17 protein-coding genes are annotated in these 24,722 nt (G+C 51.9%); 12 read left to right on the plus strand and 5 right to left on the minus strand.

Features of this window, described 5'->3' with window-relative positions; all coding sequences use genetic code 11:
• Window positions 1-220: 220 nt before the first annotated feature.
• Both GQY55_RS17555 and GQY55_RS17560 read left to right on the plus strand, forming a co-directional pair.
• Window positions 221-877: a response regulator transcription factor gene (locus tag GQY55_RS17555; RefSeq protein ID WP_160043171.1), complete on the plus strand. Its 657-nt coding sequence runs from the start codon at window positions 221-223 to the stop codon at window positions 875-877.
• 78 nt (window positions 878-955) lie between these two features.
• Window positions 956-2,179, plus strand: a complete 1,224-nt coding sequence (locus GQY55_RS17560) for an aminotransferase-like domain-containing protein (protein WP_160043172.1) — start codon at window positions 956-958, stop codon at window positions 2,177-2,179.
• Here the strand turns inward: GQY55_RS17560 and GQY55_RS17565 are convergent.
• Complete coding sequence (locus GQY55_RS17565; RefSeq protein WP_160043173.1) at window positions 2,163-2,918, minus strand: DUF2161 domain-containing phosphodiesterase; 756 nt, start codon at window positions 2,916-2,918, stop codon at window positions 2,163-2,165. The genes GQY55_RS17560 and GQY55_RS17565 overlap by 17 nt on opposite strands.
• A 296-nt stretch (window positions 2,919-3,214) precedes the next feature.
• Between GQY55_RS17565 and GQY55_RS17570 the strand changes: the two genes are divergently transcribed.
• The 4 genes from GQY55_RS17570 (at window position 3,215) to GQY55_RS17585 (ending at window position 8,364) form a co-directional block, all read left to right on the plus strand.
• The gene (locus GQY55_RS17570; protein ID WP_160043174.1) at window positions 3,215-5,110 is read left to right on the plus strand and encodes a PrkA family serine protein kinase; all 1,896 of its coding nucleotides are present in this window, start codon (window positions 3,215-3,217) and stop codon (window positions 5,108-5,110) included.
• Between the two features lie 198 nt (window positions 5,111-5,308).
• On the plus strand, window positions 5,309-6,316 hold the full coding sequence (locus tag GQY55_RS17575; protein WP_160043175.1) for a globin-coupled sensor protein: 1,008 nt from the start codon (window positions 5,309-5,311) through the stop codon (window positions 6,314-6,316).
• 209 nt (window positions 6,317-6,525) lie between these two features.
• The gene (locus GQY55_RS17580; RefSeq protein WP_328803746.1) at window positions 6,526-7,545 is read left to right on the plus strand and encodes a LacI family DNA-binding transcriptional regulator; all 1,020 of its coding nucleotides are present in this window, start codon (window positions 6,526-6,528) and stop codon (window positions 7,543-7,545) included.
• A 126-nt stretch (window positions 7,546-7,671) separates the two neighbouring features.
• Window positions 7,672-8,364: a response regulator transcription factor gene (locus tag GQY55_RS17585; RefSeq protein ID WP_160043177.1), complete on the plus strand. Its 693-nt coding sequence runs from the start codon at window positions 7,672-7,674 to the stop codon at window positions 8,362-8,364.
• A gap of 71 nt (window positions 8,365-8,435) precedes the next feature.
• Here the strand turns inward: GQY55_RS17585 and GQY55_RS17590 are convergent, their stop codons facing one another.
• Together GQY55_RS17590 and GQY55_RS17595 are read right to left on the minus strand one after the other, a co-directional pair.
• On the minus strand, window positions 8,436-10,877 hold the full coding sequence (locus tag GQY55_RS17590) for an S-layer homology domain-containing protein (protein ID WP_160043178.1): 2,442 nt from the start codon (window positions 10,875-10,877) through the stop codon (window positions 8,436-8,438).
• 270 nt (window positions 10,878-11,147) lie between these two features.
• Window positions 11,148-12,581, minus strand: a complete 1,434-nt coding sequence (locus tag GQY55_RS17595; RefSeq protein ID WP_160043179.1) for a SpoVR family protein — start codon at window positions 12,579-12,581, stop codon at window positions 11,148-11,150.
• A gap of 422 nt (window positions 12,582-13,003) precedes the next feature.
• On the opposite strand from GQY55_RS17595, the gene GQY55_RS17600 reads away from it, so the two are divergent.
• On the plus strand, window positions 13,004-13,573 hold the full coding sequence (locus GQY55_RS17600) for a Uma2 family endonuclease (RefSeq protein ID WP_160043180.1): 570 nt from the start codon (window positions 13,004-13,006) through the stop codon (window positions 13,571-13,573).
• Window positions 13,574-13,763: 190 nt separating this feature from the next.
• Here GQY55_RS17600 and GQY55_RS17605 read toward each other — a convergent pair whose 3' ends face one another.
• Window positions 13,764-14,585 carry a CPBP family intramembrane glutamic endopeptidase gene (locus GQY55_RS17605; RefSeq protein WP_236575685.1) on the minus strand — a complete coding sequence of 274 codons (822 nt, stop codon included), beginning with the start codon at window positions 14,583-14,585 and terminating at the stop codon, window positions 13,764-13,766.
• A 364-nt stretch (window positions 14,586-14,949) separates the two neighbouring features.
• Between GQY55_RS17605 and GQY55_RS17610 the strand changes: the two genes are divergently transcribed.
• Window positions 14,950-15,393 (plus strand): J-domain-containing protein, encoded by a 444-nt coding sequence (locus tag GQY55_RS17610; RefSeq protein WP_236575686.1) that lies wholly within the window; start codon window positions 14,950-14,952, stop codon window positions 15,391-15,393.
• Between the two features lie 135 nt (window positions 15,394-15,528).
• On the opposite strand, the gene yhbH is transcribed toward GQY55_RS17610, so the two are convergent.
• Window positions 15,529-16,686 (minus strand): sporulation protein YhbH, encoded by a 1,158-nt coding sequence (gene yhbH / locus GQY55_RS17615; protein WP_160043183.1) that lies wholly within the window; start codon window positions 16,684-16,686, stop codon window positions 15,529-15,531.
• Window positions 16,687-17,074: 388 nt separating this feature from the next.
• Between yhbH and GQY55_RS17620 the strand changes: the two genes are divergently transcribed.
• The 4 genes from GQY55_RS17620 to GQY55_RS17635 all read left to right on the plus strand — a co-directional run bounded on the left by GQY55_RS17620 (window position 17,075) and on the right by GQY55_RS17635 (window position 24,694).
• Window positions 17,075-18,031: a copper amine oxidase N-terminal domain-containing protein gene (locus GQY55_RS17620; protein WP_373309233.1), complete on the plus strand. Its 957-nt coding sequence runs from the start codon at window positions 17,075-17,077 to the stop codon at window positions 18,029-18,031.
• Window positions 18,032-18,099: 68 nt separating this feature from the next.
• On the plus strand, window positions 18,100-21,333 hold the full coding sequence (locus GQY55_RS17625) for a DUF5704 domain-containing protein (protein WP_201452184.1): 3,234 nt from the start codon (window positions 18,100-18,102) through the stop codon (window positions 21,331-21,333).
• 143 nt (window positions 21,334-21,476) lie between these two features.
• Window positions 21,477-22,028, plus strand: a complete 552-nt coding sequence (locus tag GQY55_RS17630; RefSeq protein ID WP_160043185.1) for a YcxB family protein — start codon at window positions 21,477-21,479, stop codon at window positions 22,026-22,028.
• Between the two features lie 371 nt (window positions 22,029-22,399).
• Complete coding sequence (locus GQY55_RS17635) at window positions 22,400-24,694, plus strand: AraC family transcriptional regulator (RefSeq protein ID WP_160043186.1); 2,295 nt, start codon at window positions 22,400-22,402, stop codon at window positions 24,692-24,694.
• The last annotated feature ends 28 nt before the right edge of the window (window positions 24,695-24,722 follow it).

Consider the following 24,722-nt stretch of genomic DNA (forward strand, 5'->3'; position numbering starts at 1 on the left):
GATTGCGCCCAATGGAAGCGTTGCGATACAATCTTGATAGATTTATTTGGAGTAAGGGAGAGTCCGTATGCCACTTTAACATTATTTTCCTGAATATACCTCTGACACCATTTTCTACTTTGAACACGTCTTAAAACAAGCATTTAACGCGCTTAGAATTGTCATAAATTAGATGATCAAGCATTCATTCCACTTTATTGATCAGGGGGTTTCAATCGAAATGGCGAAGGTTTGGCGGGTCGTGATTATAGACAGTCACCCCACAAGTATGCTGGGAACCAAATTGATTTTGGAAGAAAGGGAAGAACTTAGGGTCACGGGAATGGCTTCGACATGGGATGAAGGACTGATGCTCGTGACCGAGCAAAAGCCGGAACTGGTGCTCTTGGACTACCAAATGCCGGAAGGAACGGCGGAATCGCTGCTGGAGAGAATTAAACACGGCTCGCCGGACAGTCATGTGCTCATTTTGACGGATACCGACGGGATTAAGCTGCTGCATTCGATCGTCAATCTGGGCGGGAGCGGAATTTTGTCGAAACAGGCGTCCGCGGCCCAGCTGATGCTGATGATCGACGGACTGCGCGAGGGGCTTGCGATGCTCCCGATGGATTGGCTGAAAAACGGAATCTGGCAGGTGCAGCCGGCGGTTGTCGACGGTGCCCTATACCATTTGACGGAAACGGAAATATTTATCATGGAACGGATCGTGCAAGGGATTACGTATGACAAAATCGCGATGGAAATATCGGTAAGCCGGCGTTCGATCGATAATTACTTGCGCAAAATATACGTGAAGCTCGGCGTCTCCACCCGGGCTCAGGCGATCGAAAAATTTGCCCTGACCACGCGACAAAAAAGTCCTGTTTTCAGCTAGACCGGGATATATATACATGGAGTAGAGAAGATACAACCGGACCGCCGGTGATTGGAACTGGGAGAAGGAGGAGATATCATGCGGTATTCCTTTGCGGAACGGACCAAAGCGATGCTTTCGTCGCCGATCCACTTCATGAGATCGCTGTCGACGCGGGAATCGTTCATTTCTTTTGCCGAGGAACTTCCCGCCGAGGAGTTGTTCCCGATTTCGTCACTGGAGGCTGCCGCGGCAGCCGTCATTTCCAAAAGCCCTGCAGCGCTTCAATACGGCGAGCCGCAGGGCTATTTGCCGCTTCGGGAATGGCTGTGCAAGGATTTTAAGGAGCGCAAGGGGACGGACGTGGATGCGGGGCAGATTCTCTTGACGACAGGCAGCCAGCAGGCGATGGATCTTCTTGCCCGCGTATACGTGGAGCCCGGCGACCCGGTGCTGGTCGAGCAGCCGACGGCACCGGGGTTTATGCAAATCCTGAAGATGCAGGGGGCCTCCATCGTGCCGGTCGAGGGGGATGCGGAAGGGATTAGCCCGGAGCGTTTGCAGGAAGAGGTGGATCGGCTGAAGCCGAAGCTTCTGCTCGTGTCGCCGAACTTCACCAATCCGACCGGGGTTTTATGGAGCCTGGCGCGCCGCCGGGAGGTTCTGGACATTTGCAAAACGCGGAACGTGCTCATCGTCGAAGACAATTCGTACGGCGATCTTCATTTTGGGGGCATCGGCGCAAAAGCTTTTTACGGCGGGCACCCTTCCCTGTTTTCGCTGGATGATGCGGGGAAAGGAGGGCAGGTGCTGCATATCGGCTCCTTCAGCAAAACGGTCGTCCCGGCGCTTCGTACCGGCTGGGCGGCAGGAAACAAAAAATTGATCGAGACGATGATCATGGCCAAGCAGCTGGCGGATTGGCAATCCAGCCACTTCAACCAATGCCTTCTGCATTACTTGCTGGAGTCTTCCACCTTTAATATTCACGAGCATATCCAGATGCTGAACCGCGAATACGAAACAAGGCTCAAACTGATGACGGAGCTGCTCAAACGGCCGGCCTGGAAAAACGTCCGCTACGACGTTCCCGGAGGCGGCATGTTCATTTGGGTGAAGCTTCCGGAGGCGTTGGACTGCGTCGCCCTCCTGAAATGTTCGCTGGATAAAGGAGCCGCGTTTCTCCCCGGGACGTTATGTTACCCGAACGGTGGGGGCAGCGAATACATCCGCCTTAATTTCACGCATCCCGGGCGGGATGAGCTGCTGCTCGGCATGAATTTGATCGGCGAAGCGATCTCGGAATTTACGGCCCGGAGCTAGCGCTTCCCGGGAGGTTTGCCGCGGACGAAGAAGCGGCTTCAAGCACGCCGGCGTATTCTTTGAGGCTTGCGGCTCCGGCGGCGGTGAGCACGTACCGGCCGCGCTTGATCCGGTCGAACCATCCGTAATAATTGTGCTGCAGGATGGCCGCCGTATTGGCGAGGCCGGTAAGGCTGCGCAGCTGCGCCGGAGAAGCGCCTTCCGGCGGGGCTGCCGCAAGAGCCTGGGCCACGCGCAGCGCCTTTTCGCGGTAGGCGGTAACGAGCTTCGCGCGGCTGCTGCCGCCGACGTTGTAATCCCCGCTGCGCTCGTGAAATTCGTAGAGCAGTCGCTCCTTCCGTTTTTGCCTGACGGGTTTGGCAGGCTCCTGAACGCCAGGCTCGCACAGCACCTCGACAACCGGCTTTTTCGTTTTGTAAAACGTAATCGTAATAAGCCCGAAGCCCAATTTGCGGCACAGCTTCGTAATGTCGCCCCAACGCTGGTTGACGGCGCCGCGCTTGGTTCGGCTGCGTTCGACCGCCAAATAAACCCGGGAGCTCAGCTGCAGACGTTCCATGCCTTGCAGCAGCAAGGCCAGATTAAACGTTTTTTTCATTTCCACGATTAAAGGCTCGGTATCCTCCGGTCGTACCCCGACCAGATCGCAGTGCCGCACCTCTCCCTTGATTTCATAGCCCCGCTGTTCGAAAAAAGCCTTCAGCGGCTCATACAGCTCGGTTTCATGCTGCACGGTCATGATCATTCCCCTTTGCAATGCTTTCCGATTTCCTTTAACCATTCCGCTCCGACACATACATGCTTTCATCAGGCGAATTCGATCGGATTTTTTGATTTCCTATATTATAACATCCGATAAAAGACAAACCTCCTTTCGCGAAAAAATAGGTCAACTAATCCCATCGTTCCGCATAGGTATGTATTACACTTTTCGATCAATGGATGTTTGAATATGCGATGAATGGGATGGAAGTTGACCCTTGACGCTTTGATGAAATTTTGACCACCCATAACGTAGTCATAGGAGGTACTAGCATGGATATTTTCGAACGCGTTGCGGCCTATCGGGCAGAAAGTGATCAACTTGCGTGGAACGGCACCTTTAAAGATTACATCGAGCTGCTCCGTAAAAATCCTTCGGCTGCGGTCACGGCTCATGCACGCGTATATGACATGATCAAGTCGTACGGCGTGGAGGAGGTGGGCGGCTATAAGCGTTATAAATTTTTCGAGCAGGAGATTTTCGGACTGGACCGGTCCATTGAAAAGCTGGTGGAGGAATATTTTCACTCCGCGGCCCGCCGGCTTGATGTCCGCAAACGTATTTTGCTGCTGATGGGTCCGGTGAGCGGCGGCAAATCTACGCTGGTAACTCTCCTGAAACGGGGCCTGGAAAAATATTCGCGAACGGACCAGGGAGCGCTTTACGCGATCGACGGCTGCCCGATGCACGAGGAGCCGCTGCATTTGATTCCGCTTGAGCTGAGGGCTGAGGTGGAGGAGGAGCTTGGCGTGCGCATCGAGGGAAACCTGTGCCCTTCCTGCCAAATGCGGCTGAAGCTGGAGTACGGAGGCGATATCGAAAAAGTGCCCGTCACCCGCGTGATCATCTCCGAGGATTCCCGGGTGGGTATCGGGACGTTCAGCCCTTCGGATCCCAAATCGCAGGATATCGCCGACCTGACCGGCAGCATCGATTTTTCGACGATCACCGAATTCGGCTCGGAATCGGACCCTCGGGCATACCGCTTTGACGGAGAATTGAACAAGGCGAACCGGGGGCTGATGGAGTTCCAGGAGATGCTGAAGTGCGACGAAAAGTTTCTGTGGAATTTGCTTTCCTTGACCCAGGAGGGCAACTTCAAGGCGGGACGTTTCGCGCTCATTTCGGCGGATGAGCTGATTGTGGCGCACACGAACGAAGCCGAATACAGGGCGTTTATTTCCAACAAGAAAAACGAAGCGCTGCAATCGCGGATGATCGTCATGCCGATTCCATACAACCTGAAGGTATCCGAAGAGGAGAAAATCTACAACAAGCTGATCAAGCAAAGCGATATGAAGCATGTGCACATTGCGCCGCATGCGCTGCGGGCCGCCGCGATTTTCTCGATCCTCACCCGCCTGAAGGAAACCAAAAAACACGGCATGGATCTCGTCAAAAAAATGCGGATGTACGACGGCGAAGAGGTCGAAGGCTTCAAGGAAGCCGACCTGAAGGAAATGCAGTCCGAATATTTGGAAGAGGGCATGTCCGGCGTGGATCCGCGGTACGTCATCAACCGCATTTCCAGCGCTTTGATCAAGCAGGATCTTCAGTGCATTAACGCATTGGATATTTTGCGGGCGATCAAAGACGGCCTGGACCAGCATGCTTCCATCACGAAGGAGGAGCGGGAGCGTTACTTGAATTTCATTTCCGTGGCGCGCAAGGAATACGACGAGCTGGCGAAAAAAGAAGTGCAAAAAGCGTTTGTGTACTCCTTTGACGAGTCGGCAAAAACGCTTTTTGAAAATTATCTGGACAATATCGAAGCCTTTTGCAACATGTCCAAAATCCGCGATCCGCTGACCGATGAGGAGATGAACCCGGATGAACGGCTGATGCGCTCGATCGAGGAGCAGATCGGCATTTCGGAAAACGCCAAAAAGGCGTTCAGGGAAGAAATCATGATCCGCATTTCGACTTACTCGCGCAAAGGGAAAAAGTTCGAATACCACAACCATGACCGGCTGCGCGAAGCCATCGAGAAGAAGCTGTTTGCGGACCTGAAAGACATCGTCAAAATTACGACTTCCACCAAAACGCCGGATGCAACCCAACTGAAGCGGATCAACGAAGTCAGCAAACGTTTGATGGATGATCACGGGTACTGCCCGGTATGCGCAAACGAGTTGCTTCGATATGTGGGAAGCCTGCTGAACCGGTAAAAAATCCGCAAACCGTCCTCGAAAGAGGGCGGTTTTTTTCATGTGTACGGCATATTTCGGGATTTTTTACGGGAACAGGAAAAAACAAGAAAAAATTTATTTCAAATCTAGTGGAATACGCGTTGATATAGTCTATAATATACAAAGTTAACATATTTAGCGGAAAATTTTAGGACTAAAGAAGGAGATGCCTGATCCATGATTAAGATATCCCCCAAACGGCAAGCACAGCTGAATTATATTAAACTAACCGAACAAGACGTAGAGATTCTGGCGCAGCACCGCCCCGTTTTCGAGAAAGTGGTTGAAGAGGTGGTTACCCGCTTTTACGCGAATATAGCCACAGAACCGAAACTGATGGAGATCATCGGCAAATTCACCACGATTGAAAGATTGAAGGAAACGCAGAGGGAATATTGGTTGTCGCTGGCTGACGGCAAAATCGACGACGAATATTTGGAGAGAAGGGTCGCCATCGGGCTCGTGCATTCCCGCGTCGGTCTCCCTGTCGAATATTACCTCGGAAGCTACATGACCTATCTGGACATCGCCACGGATCTGCTGCGTCAAGCTGTGCCGGATCAATGGACGAAAGTTATCTTTTCGCTAAGCAAAATGTTCAACCTCGACTCCCAGCTGGTGCTGGAAGCTTACGAGATGAAGGAAAAAGAGAAGCTGAAAGATTTGGCGGACGAAAAAGACCATGTGCTGCAAGCGGTTACCGAAGTCGTGCAGCAGCTTACCGGGATGATTGCGGAGCTTAACGAAAGCGCCGGGCAAATCGCCACAACCGCGCAGGTGACCGCCGATTCCCAGGAGACGGCCCATGCGCTGATGGACGAGCTGCATGAGGACGTGAAGCAAATCGAAAGCATGGGCGCCTTGATCAAAGCGATCTCCGATCAGACCCATCTGCTGGGCCTGAATGCCGCGATCGAAGCGGCGCATGCCGGGGATATGGGCAGAGGTTTCGCGGTCGTTGCGGGCGAGGTTCGGAAGCTGGCCGCCCATTCCAGGGAAGCGCTTGAACAGATTCAGGATAAGGTGGCAGGCATTATGAAGCGGCTGAGCAGCGTTCGGGAGGAAACGGAGAAAACTACGGTTCATGCCAGGGAGCAGGCAAGCAGCTCGCAGGAATTGGCTTCTTTTGTGAGTATGATCGAGAAGCTGACGCAGGATTTGGCGGAAATCCAGAAGCGAAGCTAACCTGTCTCCCCTGAACGCCAAATGCGGTCTATCTTCCGTACAAGTGCGCCGATAGACGCGTTTTTTATGAAGGGATTGCTTATTCTTCCAATTTCATGCAAAATAGATCGTATATACGCACAAACCTTCTAGTATAATAGAGTACGGCATCATGAGAATGAGGGAAGAAGACATGGTTTAAAACGTGTTTCGGCAATCCGTCGTTTGGGGTGATTGAATTGGCTTCGATTCATGATGTGGCGAAGGAGGCAGGGGTATCGGTAGCAACCGTATCCAAGGTGATCAACCATTACCCCGATGTCAGCGAAAAAACGAGAAAAAAAGTCAAACTTGCGATCGCGCGGCTGCGTTACCGGCCCAACGTCATCGCAAGGGGACTCGTAACCGGGAGATCCTGGACGGTCGGGGTGCTCCTGCATGTGCCGTTTACGAATCCTTACGTATCCATGCTGCTTGAAGGGATGAAAACGGCGCTGGAGCATAGCGGGTATGACCTGATGCGTTTGTCCGCACGGCTCAACGATCCGGACTATTCCTTTATCGATCATTGCCACAGCCGCAATTTGGACGGGATTGTTGTGTTCGGCGTGGAAAAAGACCATCGCAGCATTCAAGAGCTGATCCAAGCGGGCATTCCGACGATGTTCGTGGATACCGATGCTACCGGACTGCGGGCCGGCAACATTACGACGGACAACCGGAACGGCATCCGGATGGCGGTGCAGCATTTGTTTGAGCTGGGACATCGCCGGATCGCCTATTTGGCGGGCGTGCCCGGCCAGGACGTCAACGAATTGCGTTTGGCCGGGTATCGGGAAGGGCTTGGGGCCTTTTCGCTTGCCTATCGGGAAGATTATGTCGTGGACGGCGATTATTCCTATGACAGCGGCTTTCAGGGGATGAATAGGCTGATGGAGCTGGATGTGCCTCCGACGGCGGTCATCTGCACCTCCGATATGGCGGCCTTCGGCGCGATCCGCGCCATCGAAGCGCGGGGCTTCACCGTTCCCGGCGACATTTCCGTCGTAGGCTTCGATAACATTTTTGAAACGGAGTTGTTCAAGCCGGGGTTGACCACCATTAACCAGAACATCCATGCCATCGGCGTCAAATCGATCGAAGAGCTGATTGCCATGATCAAAGATCCCAAATATCCGCCGCCGGTCGTGACGGAGCCGTCGAGCCTGGTCATCCGCGAATCGACGGGGATCGCCAAAGTGATCACATGAAGGATAAAAAGGGCATGCTGGGTTAAGCATGCCTTTTTTTGGGCGCGTTTTCATCCGGCAGCGTAATTTAATATAATAAGGGAAACGAACGAATACGCTGCTGTTTTAAGCGGAGGGACAAACTTCATGGATCAAAAAAGAGTGCTGGTTGCGGACGACGAGGAAAGCATCCGCAGCGCGATTACATATGCATTAAAGCGGGAAGGCTTTGAGGTCGCAACCGCGGCCGACGGGGAGGAGGCGCTGCAGAAGGCGGCTTCGTTCCGCCCCGACTTGCTCGTGCTGGACGTCATGATGCCCAAACTTAGCGGTTATGACGTTTGCCGGCGGCTTGCCCACGAGAAGGGGCTGGGCATTCTTCTGCTGACCGTCAAAAACGATATCGTGGATAAGGTGCTTGGGCTCGAGCTCGGGGCCGACGACTTCATGAGCAAACCGTTTGACGTCCGCGAGCTGGTGGCCCGCGTCAAATCGATCGTGCGCCGGTTGGACAAAGGAAGCGACGGGGCATCCCCTTCCGACGGGGAAGTTTACCGCCTGGAAGGCCTGAAGGTCGATACGGTGCGGCGAACGGCGGAAATCGGCGGGAACCCGATGGAGTTGACGCCGAAAGAATTCGACTTGCTTGCGCTTCTGGTTTCCCATGCCGGGCGCGTGTACACCCGCGAGGATTTGCTGGATCTCGTATGGGGAATGGAATATTTCGGAGGCACGCGCACCGTGGATATCCATATCCAGCGGCTGCGCAAAAAGCTCGGGGATGCCCATTATCTGCTGCAGACGGTGTATGGGATCGGGTATAAGGCGATGGATAGATAAAAAAGCAACCTCGATCGGTTGAATTGCCGTATCGAGGTTGCTTTTTCCCTTTTTATGTCCCATCCGTTTTCTTACTTCAGCAAGTCTTTGAGCGTTGGTTCGGTTCTCAGCATGCGCAGGATCACCGTTACGGCTTCCGCCCGCGTAATGTTATCGTTCGGAGCAAAAGTATCCCGGGTTTTGCCTTGAATGATTCCGGCGGCTGCAGCTTCTTCGATCAGCTTGCCGGCCCAATGCTGTGGCGCAACGTCGATGAATGGACCTCTTTTGCCGGAAACATTTTTTTGAAGGACGATCAATTTGGAGACCATCGCAACCATCTCGGCGCGTGTCATTGGGCGGTCCGGGCGGAAGGTTCCGTCAGGGTAGCCGCCAATGACGCCCAAGGAAGCGCTAATTTCAACAGACTCCCGCGCCCAGGAGGACTGAACATCATCGAATGTCTTTGTTTCGCCGCCTTGGCGTAAGGCGAACGCTTTGACGAGAAGCGTGCTGAACTCGGCCCGCGTGATTGCGGCATTCGGTCTGAAGGTGCCGTCTTGATAACCTTTCGTGATGCCCAGCTTGGCGGCAAGCCTAATATCGCCCGCAGCCCAATGGGACGCCGCGTCTTTGAAATCCGGAGCGTTCCCGGAAGCCAAAGCTGCTTTTATGAAGGCGGCAAGCCGGTCGAGATCCACGAAGGGATAAAAGGCCGAAGCCTTCTGAACCGGTGGCGTTACGGGACTTGGAACGGCCGGACTCGGATTGCTGTTTCCGCCTCCTCCGCCCCCGCCGCCGCTTACGTCATTTCCGCGGTCATTTCCGCCGTTGTTACCGCCGTTGTTACCGCCGGAGTCTCCGCCATGCCCGGGGATCGAAGTTACCGTCAGGCTAATGTCCACGGATCGGGTTCCGTAGACGGCTGTCAGGACCGTGCTGCCCGGACTCAGCCCCGTGATCGTTCCTCCGGATACGCTGGCGACTTCAGGCTTTTGGACCGTCCAGGACACATAGGGGGTTACGTCGAGTTGGGACTGATCCGAATACGTAGCGGTGATGACCGTGCTGGTGCTTTGACCCGCTTGAACGGTTACGGTTGCGGGATTGGCGCTTAGGCTAGTTAACTGTAATGCTTCAAGGGCAACGCTTTTCGTTGCGGTATTGCTGTTTGCTTTTCCGTCGTTGACGGTGAAGCTGATGACGCGTTCCGCCGTATTGGGAGTTGAGTTTGTATTGGCGTACGTAACCGAACGCAGGGCATTTTGCCACTGCTCCACGGTCGCCGTCGCCCCCGCAGACGTCAGCGCCAGTACGCCGGTACCGGCATTATAATTGGATGTGATGTTGCCATGGACAGCCTCGCTAACGTTGGAGAAAGCCAGTACGTCTTCTCCGGATTGAAAATGGTCCGTAATGGCAACGGTGCCGCTGGCCAACGCCGTGCCGCCCGATGCCGTTATTTTCATATCCGGATCGATGACGACCGATTTCCCGTGCCCGTTATCGCCGGTCGTAAAGTTGGCCTCCCCGCTGCTTGTCGACACAAAAACCGGAGCCTGATTGGCTGGCGTTACAATGATGGTTTTTGTTGTGGCGTCGCTTGTTTTTATTCCGTCATTGATGGAAAAACTGATTGTGCGTACCGATGTATTCGGAGCATTTTTCGAATTGCTGTACGTAACGGAACGCAAGGCGTTCTGCCATTGGGCCACCGTAGCCGTCGCTCCCGCCGATGTCAATGTCAGAACGCCGGTGGAAAGATTATAGCTGGCTGTGATGTTGCCGTATTGGGATGTGTTTGTGTCGATGAATGTCAGCACATCATATCCGGGCTGATAATGGGCCGTGACCGCTACGAACGCGCTGGATAATGTACTGTTGTCCCGGTCGGATACAGTCAGGCCCGAATCGACGATCACGGGCGTCCGAGTCCCGCCGGCTTCGACCTTGAAGACGGTAGGCCCGTCGCTTGTCGTCAAGACCGGCGTTTGGTCCACCGCCGTTACGGTGACGGTCTTCGTTGCAGAGTTGCTGACGGACGTTCCGTCATTTACGGAAAAGCTGATCGTGCGCGTCTCAGTATTAGGGGTTATTGCCGTATTGGTGTAGGTTACCGAGCGCAAGGCGCTCTGCCACTGAGCCACCGTAGCCGTCGCTCCGGATGACGTTAGCGTTAGAACGGCGGAGCTACTGTCATAACTGGCTTTAATGTTACCGTAAAGAGCCGCGTTGTTGCCTGTAAAGGCCAGGGTGTCTTCTCCGGGGTGAATATTGCCCGTAATGGCCACCGTGGCGCTGCTTAACGTAGTATTGTCCGGGTCGGATAACGTCAGGCCGTTATCGATGATGACGGGCATGGAGGTCGTATTATCGCCGGCGATGAAGAAAGCCGATCCGCCGCTTGTTTTTAGTACGGGCGGTTGATTCGATGATGCCGCAAAGATCGGGGACGAGACCCCGTTTCCAAGGCTTGTTTGAATGAATAACGCGAGAATGATGATTAACGGCCACTTTCCCGGCTTTCCTCTCATCTATTATTTCCTCCTTGTATGTATATGCACTAAGTATAATCTATTAAAGTCGAAAAAAAGAGAAACATATGAATGAATATCGGTGTCTTCAATGGATGAACGATCGTTCGAAACCCAGCAATACAAACAAAAAATGGAGCGCAAAGGCGGGGCGTTTCATGCCCGGCAGCTTTGCCTCCATTTTTTATCGGCATTAGAGGAGTCCATGCTTAAAGTCGGCAGACTTAGCGATTCACTTGATTTACTTGCGGGGGATTACCTATCAAAGCATCACACAAACTTGCGATGCAGCTTTTTGCCGTCGTACGAAAACATCACTTTTTTGTCCTCGATCACCGTTTCGAGATGCACCGTGCGTCCCCACAACTGGTACACGTAAGGCATCGTCCGCTCCATGTATTTCAGGTCCAGTTCGGTTCCTTCGTACTCGTGCCGGATGACCATTTCCCCGTTGCGCATATAATCGCCGTCGGATACGACCAGATACGGGTTGCCCCCGTTCACTCTGGAGACGACCAGCTGGTCCCGGACGCGCTCCCAAGCCTTGTCGGTGATTTTCCATTCCGGGCCTTTTTTCTCGAACACGTACAAGTCCAAATCCTCGGTCAATTCTTTCGTCAAATAGTTGCGGATAAACGAAGTATCGGAATCGAACTCGCGCACCTCAAATATTTTTTCGCGTCCTTGGCCGGGTTTGCGTCCCATCAGCTCCTGCTCTTCTTTGGTCGGGTGATCCCAGCGCCGCTCGATGTCCTCGAAAATTTTCAGTCCAAGGTAATAAGGATTCAGGCTGTTTCGCGACGGCTGCACGACGGAGGCGTTGAGCTTGGCGAATTCGATCGTTTCCTCGCTTGTCAGGTCCAGCTCCCGGATGATGCGCTGATGCCAATAGGAAGCCCAGCCTTCGTTCATGATTTTCGTTTCCATCTGCGGCCAGAAATACAGCATTTCCTCGCGCAGCATGCTCATGATGTCCCGCTGCCAATCCTCGAGCACTTCGGAAAATTCCTGGATAAACCACATCATGTCCTTCTCGGGCTCCGGCGGGAAACGGCGCGGGGCGGACTCGCCTTTTTCTTTCGTTTTGGGATCGTCCAGGCTCCACAGATCGTCGTATTCGCCTGTTTTCGGCTCCTGTTTGGCGGCTTCCTTTTGCTCCTTTATTTTATACTCCATGTATTGCTGTTTATCGAAATGCTGCGGTTTGATCAGCTGCGGATCGACATGCTCCTGAATGCTCAGAACGGCGTCGATGAAGTTTTCGACGGCTTCCGTGCCATGTTCCATTTCATAGCGGCTGATCCGTTCGGCCGTGGCCGACATGCTTTCGACCATGTTTCGGTTGGAGGCGGAGAAACGGAAATTGTTTTTGAAAAAATCGCAGTGGGCGAGGACATGCGCGACGATCAGCTTGTTTTGGATCAGGGAGTTGCCGTCGAGCAGAAACGCGTAACACGGGTTGGAGTTGATGACCAGCTCGTAAATTTTGCTGAGCCCGAAGTCGTATTGCATTTTCATTTTATGAAACGTTTTTCCGAAGCTCCAGTGCGAGAAACGGGTCGGCATGCCGTAAGCCCCGAACGTATAAATGATATCCGCCGGACAGATTTCGTAACGCATCGGATAATAATCCAGGCCAAAGCCGTCGGCAATTTCCATGATTTCGCGGATGGCGTATTCGAGTTGCTTGATTTCATCGCTCATGAATGAGTAGCTCCTTCCTGTGTCCGGAAGAACGCGCGTAAGCGCCGGGCGGGTTTTGGTATGACGGGCGGGGCATGTTCGGGATGGATGCAGCGATCAGCGCCAGAGGTGTTCTCCCTGAAAAATCCTCCAGTATATTGTATGCGGCGGGTGTGCGATTTAATAATGCCGCGATGGACGATTGAGAGCGTTGAGATTGGTAAAGATTTCGCCGGTGTAAGGGGAAACGACGCCGCGCTGAGAATTCGCAGCCATCTGTGTTATAATTCGGGTACGCGCAACCCGATTTTCACAAGGAGATCGAAGGAGGTTGCGACAACGGATGATAAAACAAGAGGTTTGAGAAGGGGCATTAAACATATCAAACGTGTTGAACTTATAGATAGGCGGAAGTTGAATAAATCCGAAGGAGGTAGATCCAATTGTCGAATCCGGATGAGAAGAAGCTGCACACGTATCAAGATTGGTTGACATGGGAGGGGGCATGGGAGCTAATTAACGGCAAGGCGTATAACATGTCCCCGGCTCCGACAGCCCTTCACCAGTTTGTTGTAGGGGAGCTGCATTTCGCGCTGCGAACGCACTTGCAGAATCAAAGCTGCTATGTTTTTGTCGCTCCGTTCGACGTGTTTTTCAGTGAGAGCGATTCCTATGATGTGCCTGACCATGTGACGCAGCCGGATCTGTCGGTGGTCTGCTCCAAGGATCGGATTTCCAAAAACGGCTGTCACGGCGCGCCAACGATGGTTATCGAAGTGTTGTCGCCCTCAACCGCGCTGAAGGATTTCAATGAGAAGTTCAATCTTTATCAGAAATACGGAGTTCAGGAATATTGGATCGTCGATCCCGGCAATCGAACGGTTCATGTGAATGCGCTGCAGGATGGATTATACCAGTTGAGAAACCTATATACAGAGCAGGATGACGTACGGTCGAATATCTTTAAGGATTTTCAAATATCGCTCAGCAAGCTCTTTAACTTGGAAACCTAATTTAGATAGAGCCGATTCCAACCGGAGTCGGCTTTTTTGCGCCCGAAAATTTAAGCGCGGTTCTCCCTGAAAAATCCTCCAGTACATTGTATGCGGCGGGAGTGCGATTTAATAATGCAAGGCTGCATAGAAGTATCAGGGAGAACGAAGGGGGAAGAGAAACGATGTTTGCTCGTATGTTCGTGTAAAGCTAGTGAAGACGCGACATGGAAGCGGACGCGGAGCTTTTCGTTTCAACGGGCTTGGCTTTCACAAGCAGCTTCTTCCAAATAAACAAGGCAGCAATGGCCCAAACCGCGATGGTCACAATCCCGCTTTCTCCGGCGATGTAGGACCACCCCGTGGATTTTTCGAAAAACAGTTGTTCCAGCCAGCTGCGCCCCAAATTGATGATCATATGAATGATCACCGCAGGCCATACACTTTGGCTCCGCCAGCGAACCCAGCCCATGAACACAGACAGAGGGAAGATCATGACCGAAAACAGCAACATGTTGATCCAGACGTTCCCGTCTTCGTTATACCCGTTCAGGTAAAAAGGATAATGGAAGCATGTCCACACCGCTGCGGTGATGAGGATCGATTTTTTGATGCCGAACGCTTTGGTAAGTCTAGGCTGCAAATACCCGCGCCAGCCGATCTCTTCCCCGAAGGAAAAGATAAACATCATGATCAGCATGATCGGCGCCCAGGAGTTCAGCGTGACGTACCAAGCATATTGGGGAACGGTAAAATGGGCGGTGCCTTTGGCGAGAAAATCGGCGGAAGGCAGATTGGCGATGCCCAATGCCCATGCGGCAAGAAAACCAACCGCGATCGGGACGATGGATAACAATGCGGCCGCATACCACTTCAGCCCGCCGATTTTGGCGATGCCGAGCAGCTTCAAAGCCTCTTTTCGCCCAGGCAGCGCAATGAGCAGCAGTATAACGGTAATCATGGGCACGAGCTGGCTGATGCCAACCAAAGTCGTATTTTTCGACAGATTGGCAAGCAGCGTGAGCAGTAACACCAGGATGCTAAAGGCAGCACCAGAGACAGCAAAAGATTTGTTCATAAGGGATTCGTTCCTTTCATGGATGTCGTTGGGCCCATTGTAGAAAACGATTATCAAGAAATTATAAAGACGCTGGATTGGATCGGAATTTTTTTCGAATCCCGTTCTCCGGCTTTAGAATTTGAAAAAATTTCAAATGTTGGTTGGCGGCCTGCCGTTCACCCCGTGCTACAATAAAATTGAAAATGCTTCATTTTTAATTTCTTGAGATTTATCTATATAGATTGAATTAAAGTAAGCCACGTCTTTGAAACGGATATTCCCTGCGGATCAAGGAATGACAAGTAAAAACTTTAATTCATTCTATCTATTTCTTGAAATGAGGTGGCGCGTCTTGGACTGGAACGACCGTAAAAAGAAAGCGGCTCAGGAAAATCGGCAGCACATGACCGAAGAGAAGCATGAACACTTGTCCACGCGGGAAGGGATGATCGAGTCGGCCGTCGACGAATTCGCCAAAAACGGCGGTTTCGACGATTTGCCCGGCAAAGGAAAACCGATCAAAATCGAGGAAGGGGACATGCTGACGACCATCCTGAAAAACGCCAACGTTCAGCCGCCCTGGATCGAGCTCAGAAAGGAAATCGCCGCGGATATGAAGCGGGTCATCGAGCAGGGACCGACTGCCGCGGAGGCGGACGCCAAGCTGGAAGAAATCAATCAGAAGATCCGCAAATACAACAGGCTGGTCCCGAATTCCCTTTTGCAAAAAGGGCTCGTATCAAGCGCAAATCTGCAAAAGGCTTATGACAAATGGGTCTAACGCAAATGTTTCACTAACGAACCGGATGTAGGCATAAAAATAACCTTTTTCATATGACGAGAAAAAAGACGTTGTTTCGGCTGCTTGCAAGCAAACCGACAACGTCTTTTGATTGATGGCCCGGCTGCCCATCCCTTAATTCAGCGCGGCTTCCTGTTTGCGGAAAAACGTCCGCAGCGCTTGGTAAACCTCGCCTTTTTCCTTGATGACGTAATACATGAACTGATCCAGTTTAATATTGCGGTAGGCCGACATCAAGGTGCTGCTCCGGTTGTACTGGTTGACTTCCCCGTATCCGAACATGTTGCTGACTTTCAGCAGCTCGCCGATCAGGCGCACGCAGCGTTCATTGTCCGAGGTCAGGTTGTCGCCGTCGGAAAAATGGAACGGATAAATGTTGTACTTGGACGGCGGGTAACGCCGGTCGATGATTTCGAGCGCTTTTTGGTACGCGGACGAGCAGATGGTGCCGCCGCTTTCCCCCCTCGTGAAAAAGTCCTCCTCGGAAACTTCCTTCGCTTCCGTATGATGCGCCACAAACACGATATCCACCTTTTCGTACTGCCGCCGCAGAAAACGGGTCATCCAGAAAAAGAAGCTGCGCGCGCAATATTTTTCGAAGGAGCCCATAGAACCTGAAGTGTCCATCATGGCGATGATGACGGCGCTGGAATGGGGCACCACGACTTCCTCCCACGTTTTGTACCGCAGGTCGTCCGGACTGATATGGTGGATGCCCGGCGTGCCGGAAGTGGCATTGCGGCGCAAATTTTCCAGAATGGTTCGTTTTTTGTCGATGTTGGACTGCATCCCTTTTTTGCGAATGTCGTTAAACGTGATGGATTCGGTCACCACATCCTGCTGTTCCTTCGGTTTCATGAATGGAAGCTCCAATTCCTCGAACAGCATATTTTCCAGATCCTCCATGCTGACTTCGGCTTCCACGATATCGTATCCCGGCTGATCTCCCGCCTTTTCGCCCTGGCCGGGCTTTTGCACCGGATCGCGTCCGAGCACATCTCCAACCTGGCTGTCTCCGTCTCCTTGGCCGACATGCTTCTGCTTTTGGAAGTTATAGATAAAACGGTATTCGTCCAGACTCCGGATGGGCACCTTGATGATCTGTTTACCGTCCGACATAATGATGCTTTCTTCCGTAATGAGATCGGGCAGGTTCTGTTTAATCATTTCCTTCACTTTTTCCTGATGCCGGACTTGATCCTGGTATCCTTTGCGGTGCAGCGACCAGTCCTCCTTGGATACGACAAACAGCGAATGATCGTCAGATTGCATTGTTCAGCACCTCCCATACGCGCATACTCGGTTCAACGAATAAGCCGTTATTAATCAAGTATATTCACGCGCAGGGACGATATGTGATGGGACAGAAGCAAATTCGCAAGTTCAAACCATTGCAAAATAATCCATATTCAGGATGTTTGCCGATGTTTTCGATCTTTTATGACAAATTTTTCAAGGAACTTGTAGTATAATGCAGTTGTCCTATGATTTAGGACGGACAGTTGCATGTCTAGCATGACCAAATACATAGATTTTGAGGGGGTGTGCTCCAGATCATTCACGTGGGCAAGCAGTCCCGTAGGATAAGAAAAGATCAATCCAAGGATTACGAAACGGAGACGGTTGTTGGACAAGCAAAAATGTGATTGATAGGGAGTGTATTAGAGTGAAAAAGATGGCGCCATTGTTTATGGCAGGAGTTTTGTTGTTATCCGGCGGTTTGTTTGCGAACGGTTCCGCGACTGCCGCAGCTTCATCGACGGGCAATATTGAAGTGCTGTTAAACGCCAAAAAGATTCAGTTTCCGGACGCGAAACCTTATCAGGATGCGCAGGGCAGCGTCATGGTCCCGATCCGCTTCGTTTCCGAAGCGCTGGGCGCCGAGGTGGATTGGGAAAAGGTAAACGGCCAGATGACCGTTTCCGTCCAAAACGAACAACATACCGTCCAAATGACGGTCGGGCAAATGGTCGCCAAAGTGGACGGGCAGGACAAAACCTATGGCACGAAAATCGAGCTGAAGCAAAACCGGACCTTCGTTCCGCTGCGGCTGGTAAGTGAAGGATTAGGCCAGCCGGTGGAGTGGGATAAAATCGGACGATGGGTGTGGATTGGGAAGAGGGAGGCCCCGACGTTGGAGGAGCTGGGGTTGAAGCCGGTGGATATTGGGCCGTATAAGAAGTGGTTTGAAAAAATGCCCTATCTCTTGAAGAGTCCGCGTGAAGATATTACCTATGACAAAGTTCTTATTTTTAAAATCACTGATCTTCCAACATCGTTATTACGAGATATTTATAGCGTTGAGCCCTACACTGATACTAAAACAAAGGTAACCTATCTCAAGGTAAGATCTAAAACAACATCAAGTGCGGGGAACCTATTTTACTTAACTAAGAAAAAAGACATACGCTACAGATATCCTGTAGATGAAAGAACTATAAATAATGGTGATGGGACAAAGTATTGCTTCTATCCAATTTTTTCTCGGTCAGATAAAACTTTGGATGGAATTGTAGACCAAAAACCTTTACAGCTAGAGGACATTGAATATATCGGCTTTTATGGTGGTAAACAAGATTATATACCTCTTATGATTAACTCATGGAAGGGAATTTAACGTCCATGGGAGGAAAAGTTGGGCGAATTTTTAGAATATTTTTGTTTGGGGCATTACTTGTTCTTCAGATGCCTTTTCCTCCATTCCAAGTGCAAAAAGTTCATGCAGCGACCGATATTACACCGTTGAAATACCACAAGGAAAGAAACTTTCGGTATTTCGTCGGAATGATGTATTACGAAATGTGGAAAAGAACTGATGGGACATGGACTGATGGGGGACGACAACCTAATAAGGGGATGCGCGGGGAAGCAACCTTTACCTATAAATTTCAGTTTCCTGATAGGAAGATTAAAAATGTAGAGGCGCGCATATACACGTCTAATGATCCTGTAAGTTATTTTGAGGAATCGAGATCTGATAGCTATGATGATTACAAGCCAGCTATTAGTACAGGAACATTAGATTCTGACATCAAACCATTCCAAAAACAAGGTATTGGAACAGAGACAACCACTATTCCTATTACAGTAAATATGCTCCTTAATGCAACTCGCCCAAAAAGCATTAAAGACGAACAGTGCCCGACCTGTGCTCCCGAAGTTGAAGCATACCGGATTTTTGTCCCAATGCTCTTCAAAATCGAACTCGCCACCCAACTCAACGTCAAATACTTCACCACCGACGGGAACCCGCTTAACATTTTTACTCCAAGGATTAACGAAGAAATGACGGTGGGGAAAGATTATTCCTTTACGCCGCCTACGCATCAGGATTATGAATACGTGGGATTTAAAAAATCAACGACCGACGCTGCGCCAAGCGGCAGCATTACGCCGGGGAACCCGTATTCTTTTCAATACGACGGTTCCTTCGAAAAATACACGTTGTATATGTATTACAAAAAGAAGGATGGCACCGACAACGGCTGCCCTCCCGGCCAACCCTGCGAACCTCCGCCACCGACGGGACCCACATGCACCAAACCTGCTCCCGCCCAAACGGTGAACGGCCAAACGATGGACCCGAACGTATCCGCGGTCATTAAGGCCGACAGCAGAGGGAGCGAAAAGTTCGACGTTTTGCAGGGGATTCCAACCTCCGAAAGTTTGTACGGGAACGTGAAAGCGAAGGAATACCTATACCAAAATGCCTTCACCCAGATGAAAGGCGTCTGCACCTTCGAGGTGAAGGTGAAAAAGACGTACATCCTGGAATGGGACCCGGGCAAAAAAGTGCCGAACCCCGACGGCAAAGGCACCCATGAAGAGCCCGACCCGCAGCGCGAACCCGTAGAAAGGGAGTACGCCTACACGATCCAGCGTCCGTACTCTTTTTGGAAAATCGACAATCTCGAAGTCTATGACATCGACCGGGCGACGCTGACCAACTATGCCTGGGATACGGTGACGATTCAGCCGACCGGCTATCATCCACCGGTATACGCGGCCACCCAGGACGGCAACTACTTCCCGCCGGATCCGCCCGGGACTCTGACCGCTCCCTCCGAAACGAAGTCAGGGGGCAAAACGAAACCAAGCGTACCGAACGAGCAGGGCGCTTTTCAGGGAATGGCGGAGCAAGCCGTGAAAAAGGTGGAGGTCCGGAACGATTCCTTGGTTTTTAAAGGTCAGGCGATCATGAACGGCACGCGCACCCAAGAAAACGGCCCGACGCCTAGCCGGATTCCGGAGCCAACCATGATCAACGACAACGTTTTGTACAGTCCGGGACATGTGATCAGCAAAACGAAAACGAACAAAAGCAGCCAGCCCAGCACCGGCGAAATCTTTTACAACCTGATGGACGGCAGCATCAACGGGGGCTCGAACCGCTCCTTCCCGATCCCGGGCATCAACCCGGTGACGGTGCATACGCCGGTCGTCATTTACGCCTCCACGACGGACGACAAAGCGCATAACCAAAAAACGAATCCGGCCGGCGGCCGCAACGCGACCATTTTGGACCGGCCTTTCACGATTTACATGCCAACAAACGGGCAGCATCTGAACATTCCGGGTTATGGCAACCGGGACTACGCCAAATACGTCCGGGACAAGCAGGTCAAGTTTCCTTTTGACGTGTACACGTCCGACAAATCCCGGTTTATCCCGAAAAATACGTGGGTTTCGATTCCGGTGATGCAAACGGCGGCGACGTTCTTTTTGCCGGTATGGGTGGACGAAGGTTTTTACGACATCCAGTTCCGCGCCATCGCGGAAAACGCCCCTACCGATTTTACGGCCGAACCGCAGGCCAATCTCAACTTGGCTCACCATGCCGCAACGGATACCGTACCGGTGGACGTGATCGGCAGGCTGTATGATTTCCATGTGACCGATATCGCCGATTATAACTGGGAAAAAGTTTTCCGTACCCAAGCCGGCAGTGCGAATCCAACCGGGGTATCCTACTGGGTCGGCCAAAACGAAATCGACGGCGATCCGCGCGGAAACAAGGCGATCTATACCCTGCCCATCCGCCCGGGAAGCCACCCGCTGCAAGGGTACAAAAACGTATCCGTCAAAACGGGGTACCATTTCAAGTTCGATTTCAAAACAAAAGGCAACATGTTCGGACCGCTCGACGGCATCCGGATTACGCCCGCCTTTTATTTTGTCGGAAAAGACGGCAAAGCCGTAAACGCCAAGGGCGATACACGCATCCCGGTGGACCTGTATTACAACGCCGGCAAAAACAATTTCGTTAAAATCGGCTCCGCGCAGGATCAGGTTAAACGGTACGTCATTTTGAACGACCGTCTCAGGAACGTGCCGACCTTGGAGCTGAGCGACACCGCCGCTTACAAATACGGGCATGACGGACAAGCCGGAAATATGGGCAAAAACGAGTACATCCAAAACTACATGCAATCCTTTACGAAACAAAAAACGCCTGTGGGCAGCTACAGCCTGATGATTTTACCGGAACAGCTCCGGACGTTCTTAAGGCTGAAAGAGAACATCCCGGCTTCCGTCGATCCGGAACGCGCCAACGTTTCCGTGCAAAAATGGTACGGGGAATACTCGCTGCCGGCCGAGCCCTTTGTGGTCGAAGCGGGAACAAACGTGGCCGAATATGGACGCACGCACGGCGGGCTGGACAGCAAGTCCCCCATTTTTCTCAAAAACGGTTATATCATCGTGAACTTCAACATCGAGTCGATTCGGCAAGGGGATCTAAACCACCCTTATTTGCAGTATATTCATGCCCCGCTGATGAACCAGTGGCAGCTTGAAGGCTTTAACCGCAGCATTCAGGATGCTTACGGCCATCGCTTTACGTTAAAAGACGGCGATATTCTTTTTTACCATGCGGACAAATCGAGCCGGGACGATTTCAGTTCCCAGGTTCCGCACTAAGCTCGCCGGGAAACCGCGGGCAGATTCGCAGTCCTTTGAACCGGGCTGCGGGTTTGCCCCGGCTTTTGTGATATCGCCATCATTTTTTGTGACCGTGTCTAACCTCGCCATTGTTTTTGTCGTTTAACCCATAGGGAGGATGTATGGATCCAAAGGAGGCGGACCGTTTGAACCATGAAATCGTTGTTGAAGCCATGCTTGATTTGAAGGATGTCGAGGAGTTGAATCTCTTTTTTACAAGATCGTCAAGGCTGATGCTCGCCGTCGTATTTTTCCTGATCGTCATCGGCATCGTCTTATTGATCGACGGGAGCCGGACCGGCATGGAGTTTATGATCGCGGTTCTGTCGGATCTTTTGCTCAGCGTCATTTTATGGTTCGTGTACGGGTGGAGCATCCGCCGGAAATCCGTGAAAGCATTTTTCAGCGATCAGTTGTTAAGGCAGCGCCATACGTTCGTGTTTTCGGAAATGGGGTTTCAATATGCTTCCGATTCGGAATCCGGCAAAGTCCGTTGGAGCGAAATTTATGAGGTGCGCGAATCCCGGAATTTATATTTGATTCTGCTGTCGACGAGCCGTACGTTGATCGTGCCGAAGGATGATTTTGCGACGGAGCGGGACCGGACCCGATTCAGGGGCATCGTGGAGTCCAACGTTAAAGCCAGCCGCTTTCATTGGCGCAGGGAACGCTAAGCGGTAAAAGTTAAAGCGGTTTAACGAGCGGTCGCATGCATTTCTGACAGCACTCCGTAAAGCTTTTTCACAAGAATGCAGCCCCGGACCAAAGATTCGAGAGCATAATCCGTAAAAAACACCGGAACATACGAACGAATACTTGATCAAAGTCGTACATACAATAGGGTGGTGTGAAAATCGCGTAAATAAAAGAAAATTCAGGATTTTAACCCGTTTTAGAATGGCAACCGACAACAAAACCAACATAAACGATGCAACTTGTACGTACCCTTTTTGCCGGAACGCTGGTATAATATCCATAAAAAATTAAAGGAACCGTTCCGACCTCACCGCATCACATGCCTGGTTAAGAGAAAGGTGGTTGTCCATTGGGAAAAAAACGGAATCATCTGCTGTTCCAGTTTCTGGCCTCCTATGTTCTAGTTCTCTTATTCCCTGTCCTAATCATCCTCGTTTATTATTATCCGCATTCGACCGCCGTCGTGAAGCAGCAGGATATGGATTGGAACACGCATATTACGGAACAATTCACGACGTCGATGGATACCTTCATGAGATATGTTTATCATCTGCCATCCGAGCTGGTGCAGAACCGCGAAATCAAAATGTACGACAACAGCGACTACGGGCGGGTCGTGATCGCAAACGAAATGCGCAAATACAACGCCACGGACGGGTTCATCGATAATACGCTGCTTTACATCGAAAGCACGGGATATTTGTTCGCAAAAACGGGAAGCGCTTACAAGGTAGAGGACTTCAGCAAGCCGGGCATCGGCTACTACTACGAAAATTGGCCGCACCGGGAAATGTTCGAAACATTGAGCCGCTTGAAGGCTCCCATCGTCCGACCGGTCGAAAACGTCGTCATCCCGGGCAGCAACCGCGTCCGCATGTTAACCTTCGCCCTGCCGTTGCCGATCGGAGGATACGATCCGCCGGGCGCGCTGCTGATCATGGTACGCGAAGACACGATAATACGCATGATGAATTCCCTTTCCGAAAAGTATACGGGCCAATTTTTTATCTTCGACGGGCAGGGCCGTCAGCTGCTTGCATCACAGGAAACCGATTACGGCGCATCGGACGAGTTCCGCCGCATCGTATCGGGTTTGAAGGAAGGAACGGAAGGAGCGGGCATCCACCGGTTAAACGGCAAGTCGTATATCGTGTCGCATACGATGTCGGGCACGAACGGCTGGCAATATGTCAGCATGCTGCCGGTGACGGATACGCTGCAGGGCATTCAAACGATTCAGCGCAACACGGTGCTTCTGATCGGGCTGATGCTGCTGCTTGAACTGCTGGTCATTTACGTTTCCATCCGCAAAAACTATCACCCGATCAAACGGCTTGTCGATTTGGCCGTCAACATCTTCGAACCGGCCGAAGCGAAGCCGCTGAACGAAATCGAAACCATCCGGTACGCGCTCGGCGAGCTCGCCAACGTCAACCATACGCTGGATGCCAAGGTAAAGCAGACGATTCCGATTATGAGGGAAAATTTGCTGTTTGAGCTGGTCAGCGGCAAGGCCCTTGCTTGGGAGACATTCCGCCTCGAAGCGGAATCGTACGGCATTGCGTTCCCGTACCCGTCCTTGGCCGTCGCGGTTTTGTCCATAGAAGCAAACGCGGTGGCGGAAGGAACGGAGACCGGCGGGCAGACGTTCTCCCATGCTGTCGACGTGCTCCGAAGTATCGAAGAACGGCCGACGGAAGGGCTTCAATGTTATTTTTTCAAAAGCATTTACAATCAAGAAATGATCTGGATCGGCTCTTTTGCGCCCGGGTTCGCTATCAAGGATTATCTTGAAGGCGTCAAGCGGGAGCTGGAGGCGGAAACCGGGGGACGCGTGTTTATCGGGGCGGGACTATCAGGCGAACCCGAATCGCCGGAAGCCGTTCATTTATCGTATTTGCAGGCGGTTCGCGCATCCGAGCATTTGCGCCTCCGCCGCGAGTGCTGGGTGTTGTTTTTCGGCGACATGGAGGCTCCGAAGGCGGCGATGGCGTCATTTTACGCCGAGCTGCTGCAGTCGCTGGAGCTGTCGATCTTAAAAAACGAAGCCGCTTCCGTCAAATCGGTAGTGGATCGGATCATCGCCAATATGAGTACGGAAGGGACGCCGCCGCATATCGTCCGAAGCGTCTATTTGAACGCGGTCAGCGTCATCCTGAACGGTTTGCACCGGTTCAGCCATGACGACGCCAGCCTGCTCCGGCTGACGGATGCGGCATTCCGGCACCGTTACACGATCGAGCAGATGGCCGGCATCGTCAGGGACAGCTCCAGCAAGCTGTGCGATATCATCCAAAGCACGCTGCCGCCTTCCCGAAACGTCTCCCGGGACGAAATCGTCGGTTTCATTGAACGGAGAGGGATGGAGCCGGATTTTTCGCTGCAGCGGATCGCCGATTATTTTCGGATGTCGCCGTCGAACTTCAGCCATTATTTCAAGAAAACCTTCGGCCAGAACTTCAAGGAATACATCGATTTGCAGCGGATCCAAAAATCCGCGCAGCTGCTTCGCGAGACGAGTCAGACGCTGGACGAAATATCCCGCCAGGCGGGATTCACCAATACGTCCAGTTTTATCCGCTCTTTCAAAAAAATCGTCGGCACGACGCCAGGACAATACCGGGAGACGCATAAAGCGGTGTAACCAAGCGCATCAAGCGCAGCGGCCGACG

It is taken from the genome of Paenibacillus sp. USDA918EY, from assembly GCF_009870825.1.
GTDB classification, from domain to species: domain Bacteria; phylum Bacillota; class Bacilli; order Paenibacillales; family Paenibacillaceae; genus Paenibacillus_AQ; species Paenibacillus_AQ albilobatus.

Bases quoted from the DNA above. Each gene is read 5' to 3' on its own strand.
- GQY55_RS17555 (WP_160043171.1), top strand. From the start codon at position 221: ATGGCGAAGGTTTGGCGGGTCGTGATTATAGACAGTCACCCCACAAGT.
- GQY55_RS17630 (WP_160043185.1), top strand. From the start codon at position 21,477: ATGGATCCAAAGGAGGCGGACCGTTTGAACCATGAAATCGTTGTTGAA.
- GQY55_RS17560 (WP_160043172.1), top strand. From the start codon at position 956: ATGCGGTATTCCTTTGCGGAACGGACCAAAGCGATGCTTTCGTCGCCG.
- yhbH (WP_160043183.1), bottom strand. From the start codon at position 16,686: ATGCAATCTGACGATCATTCGCTGTTTGTCGTATCCAAGGAGGACTGG.
- GQY55_RS17570 (WP_160043174.1), top strand. From the start codon at position 3,215: ATGGATATTTTCGAACGCGTTGCGGCCTATCGGGCAGAAAGTGATCAA.
- GQY55_RS17610 (WP_236575686.1), top strand. From the start codon at position 14,950: ATGAGGTGGCGCGTCTTGGACTGGAACGACCGTAAAAAGAAAGCGGCT.
- GQY55_RS17585 (WP_160043177.1), top strand. From the start codon at position 7,672: ATGGATCAAAAAAGAGTGCTGGTTGCGGACGACGAGGAAAGCATCCGC.
- GQY55_RS17590 (WP_160043178.1), bottom strand. From the start codon at position 10,877: ATGAGAGGAAAGCCGGGAAAGTGGCCGTTAATCATCATTCTCGCGTTA.
- GQY55_RS17625 (WP_201452184.1), top strand. From the start codon at position 18,100: ATGCCTTTTCCTCCATTCCAAGTGCAAAAAGTTCATGCAGCGACCGAT.
- GQY55_RS17565 (WP_160043173.1), bottom strand. From the start codon at position 2,918: ATGACCGTGCAGCATGAAACCGAGCTGTATGAGCCGCTGAAGGCTTTT.
- GQY55_RS17595 (WP_160043179.1), bottom strand. From the start codon at position 12,581: ATGAGCGATGAAATCAAGCAACTCGAATACGCCATCCGCGAAATCATG.
- GQY55_RS17575 (WP_160043175.1), top strand. From the start codon at position 5,309: ATGATTAAGATATCCCCCAAACGGCAAGCACAGCTGAATTATATTAAA.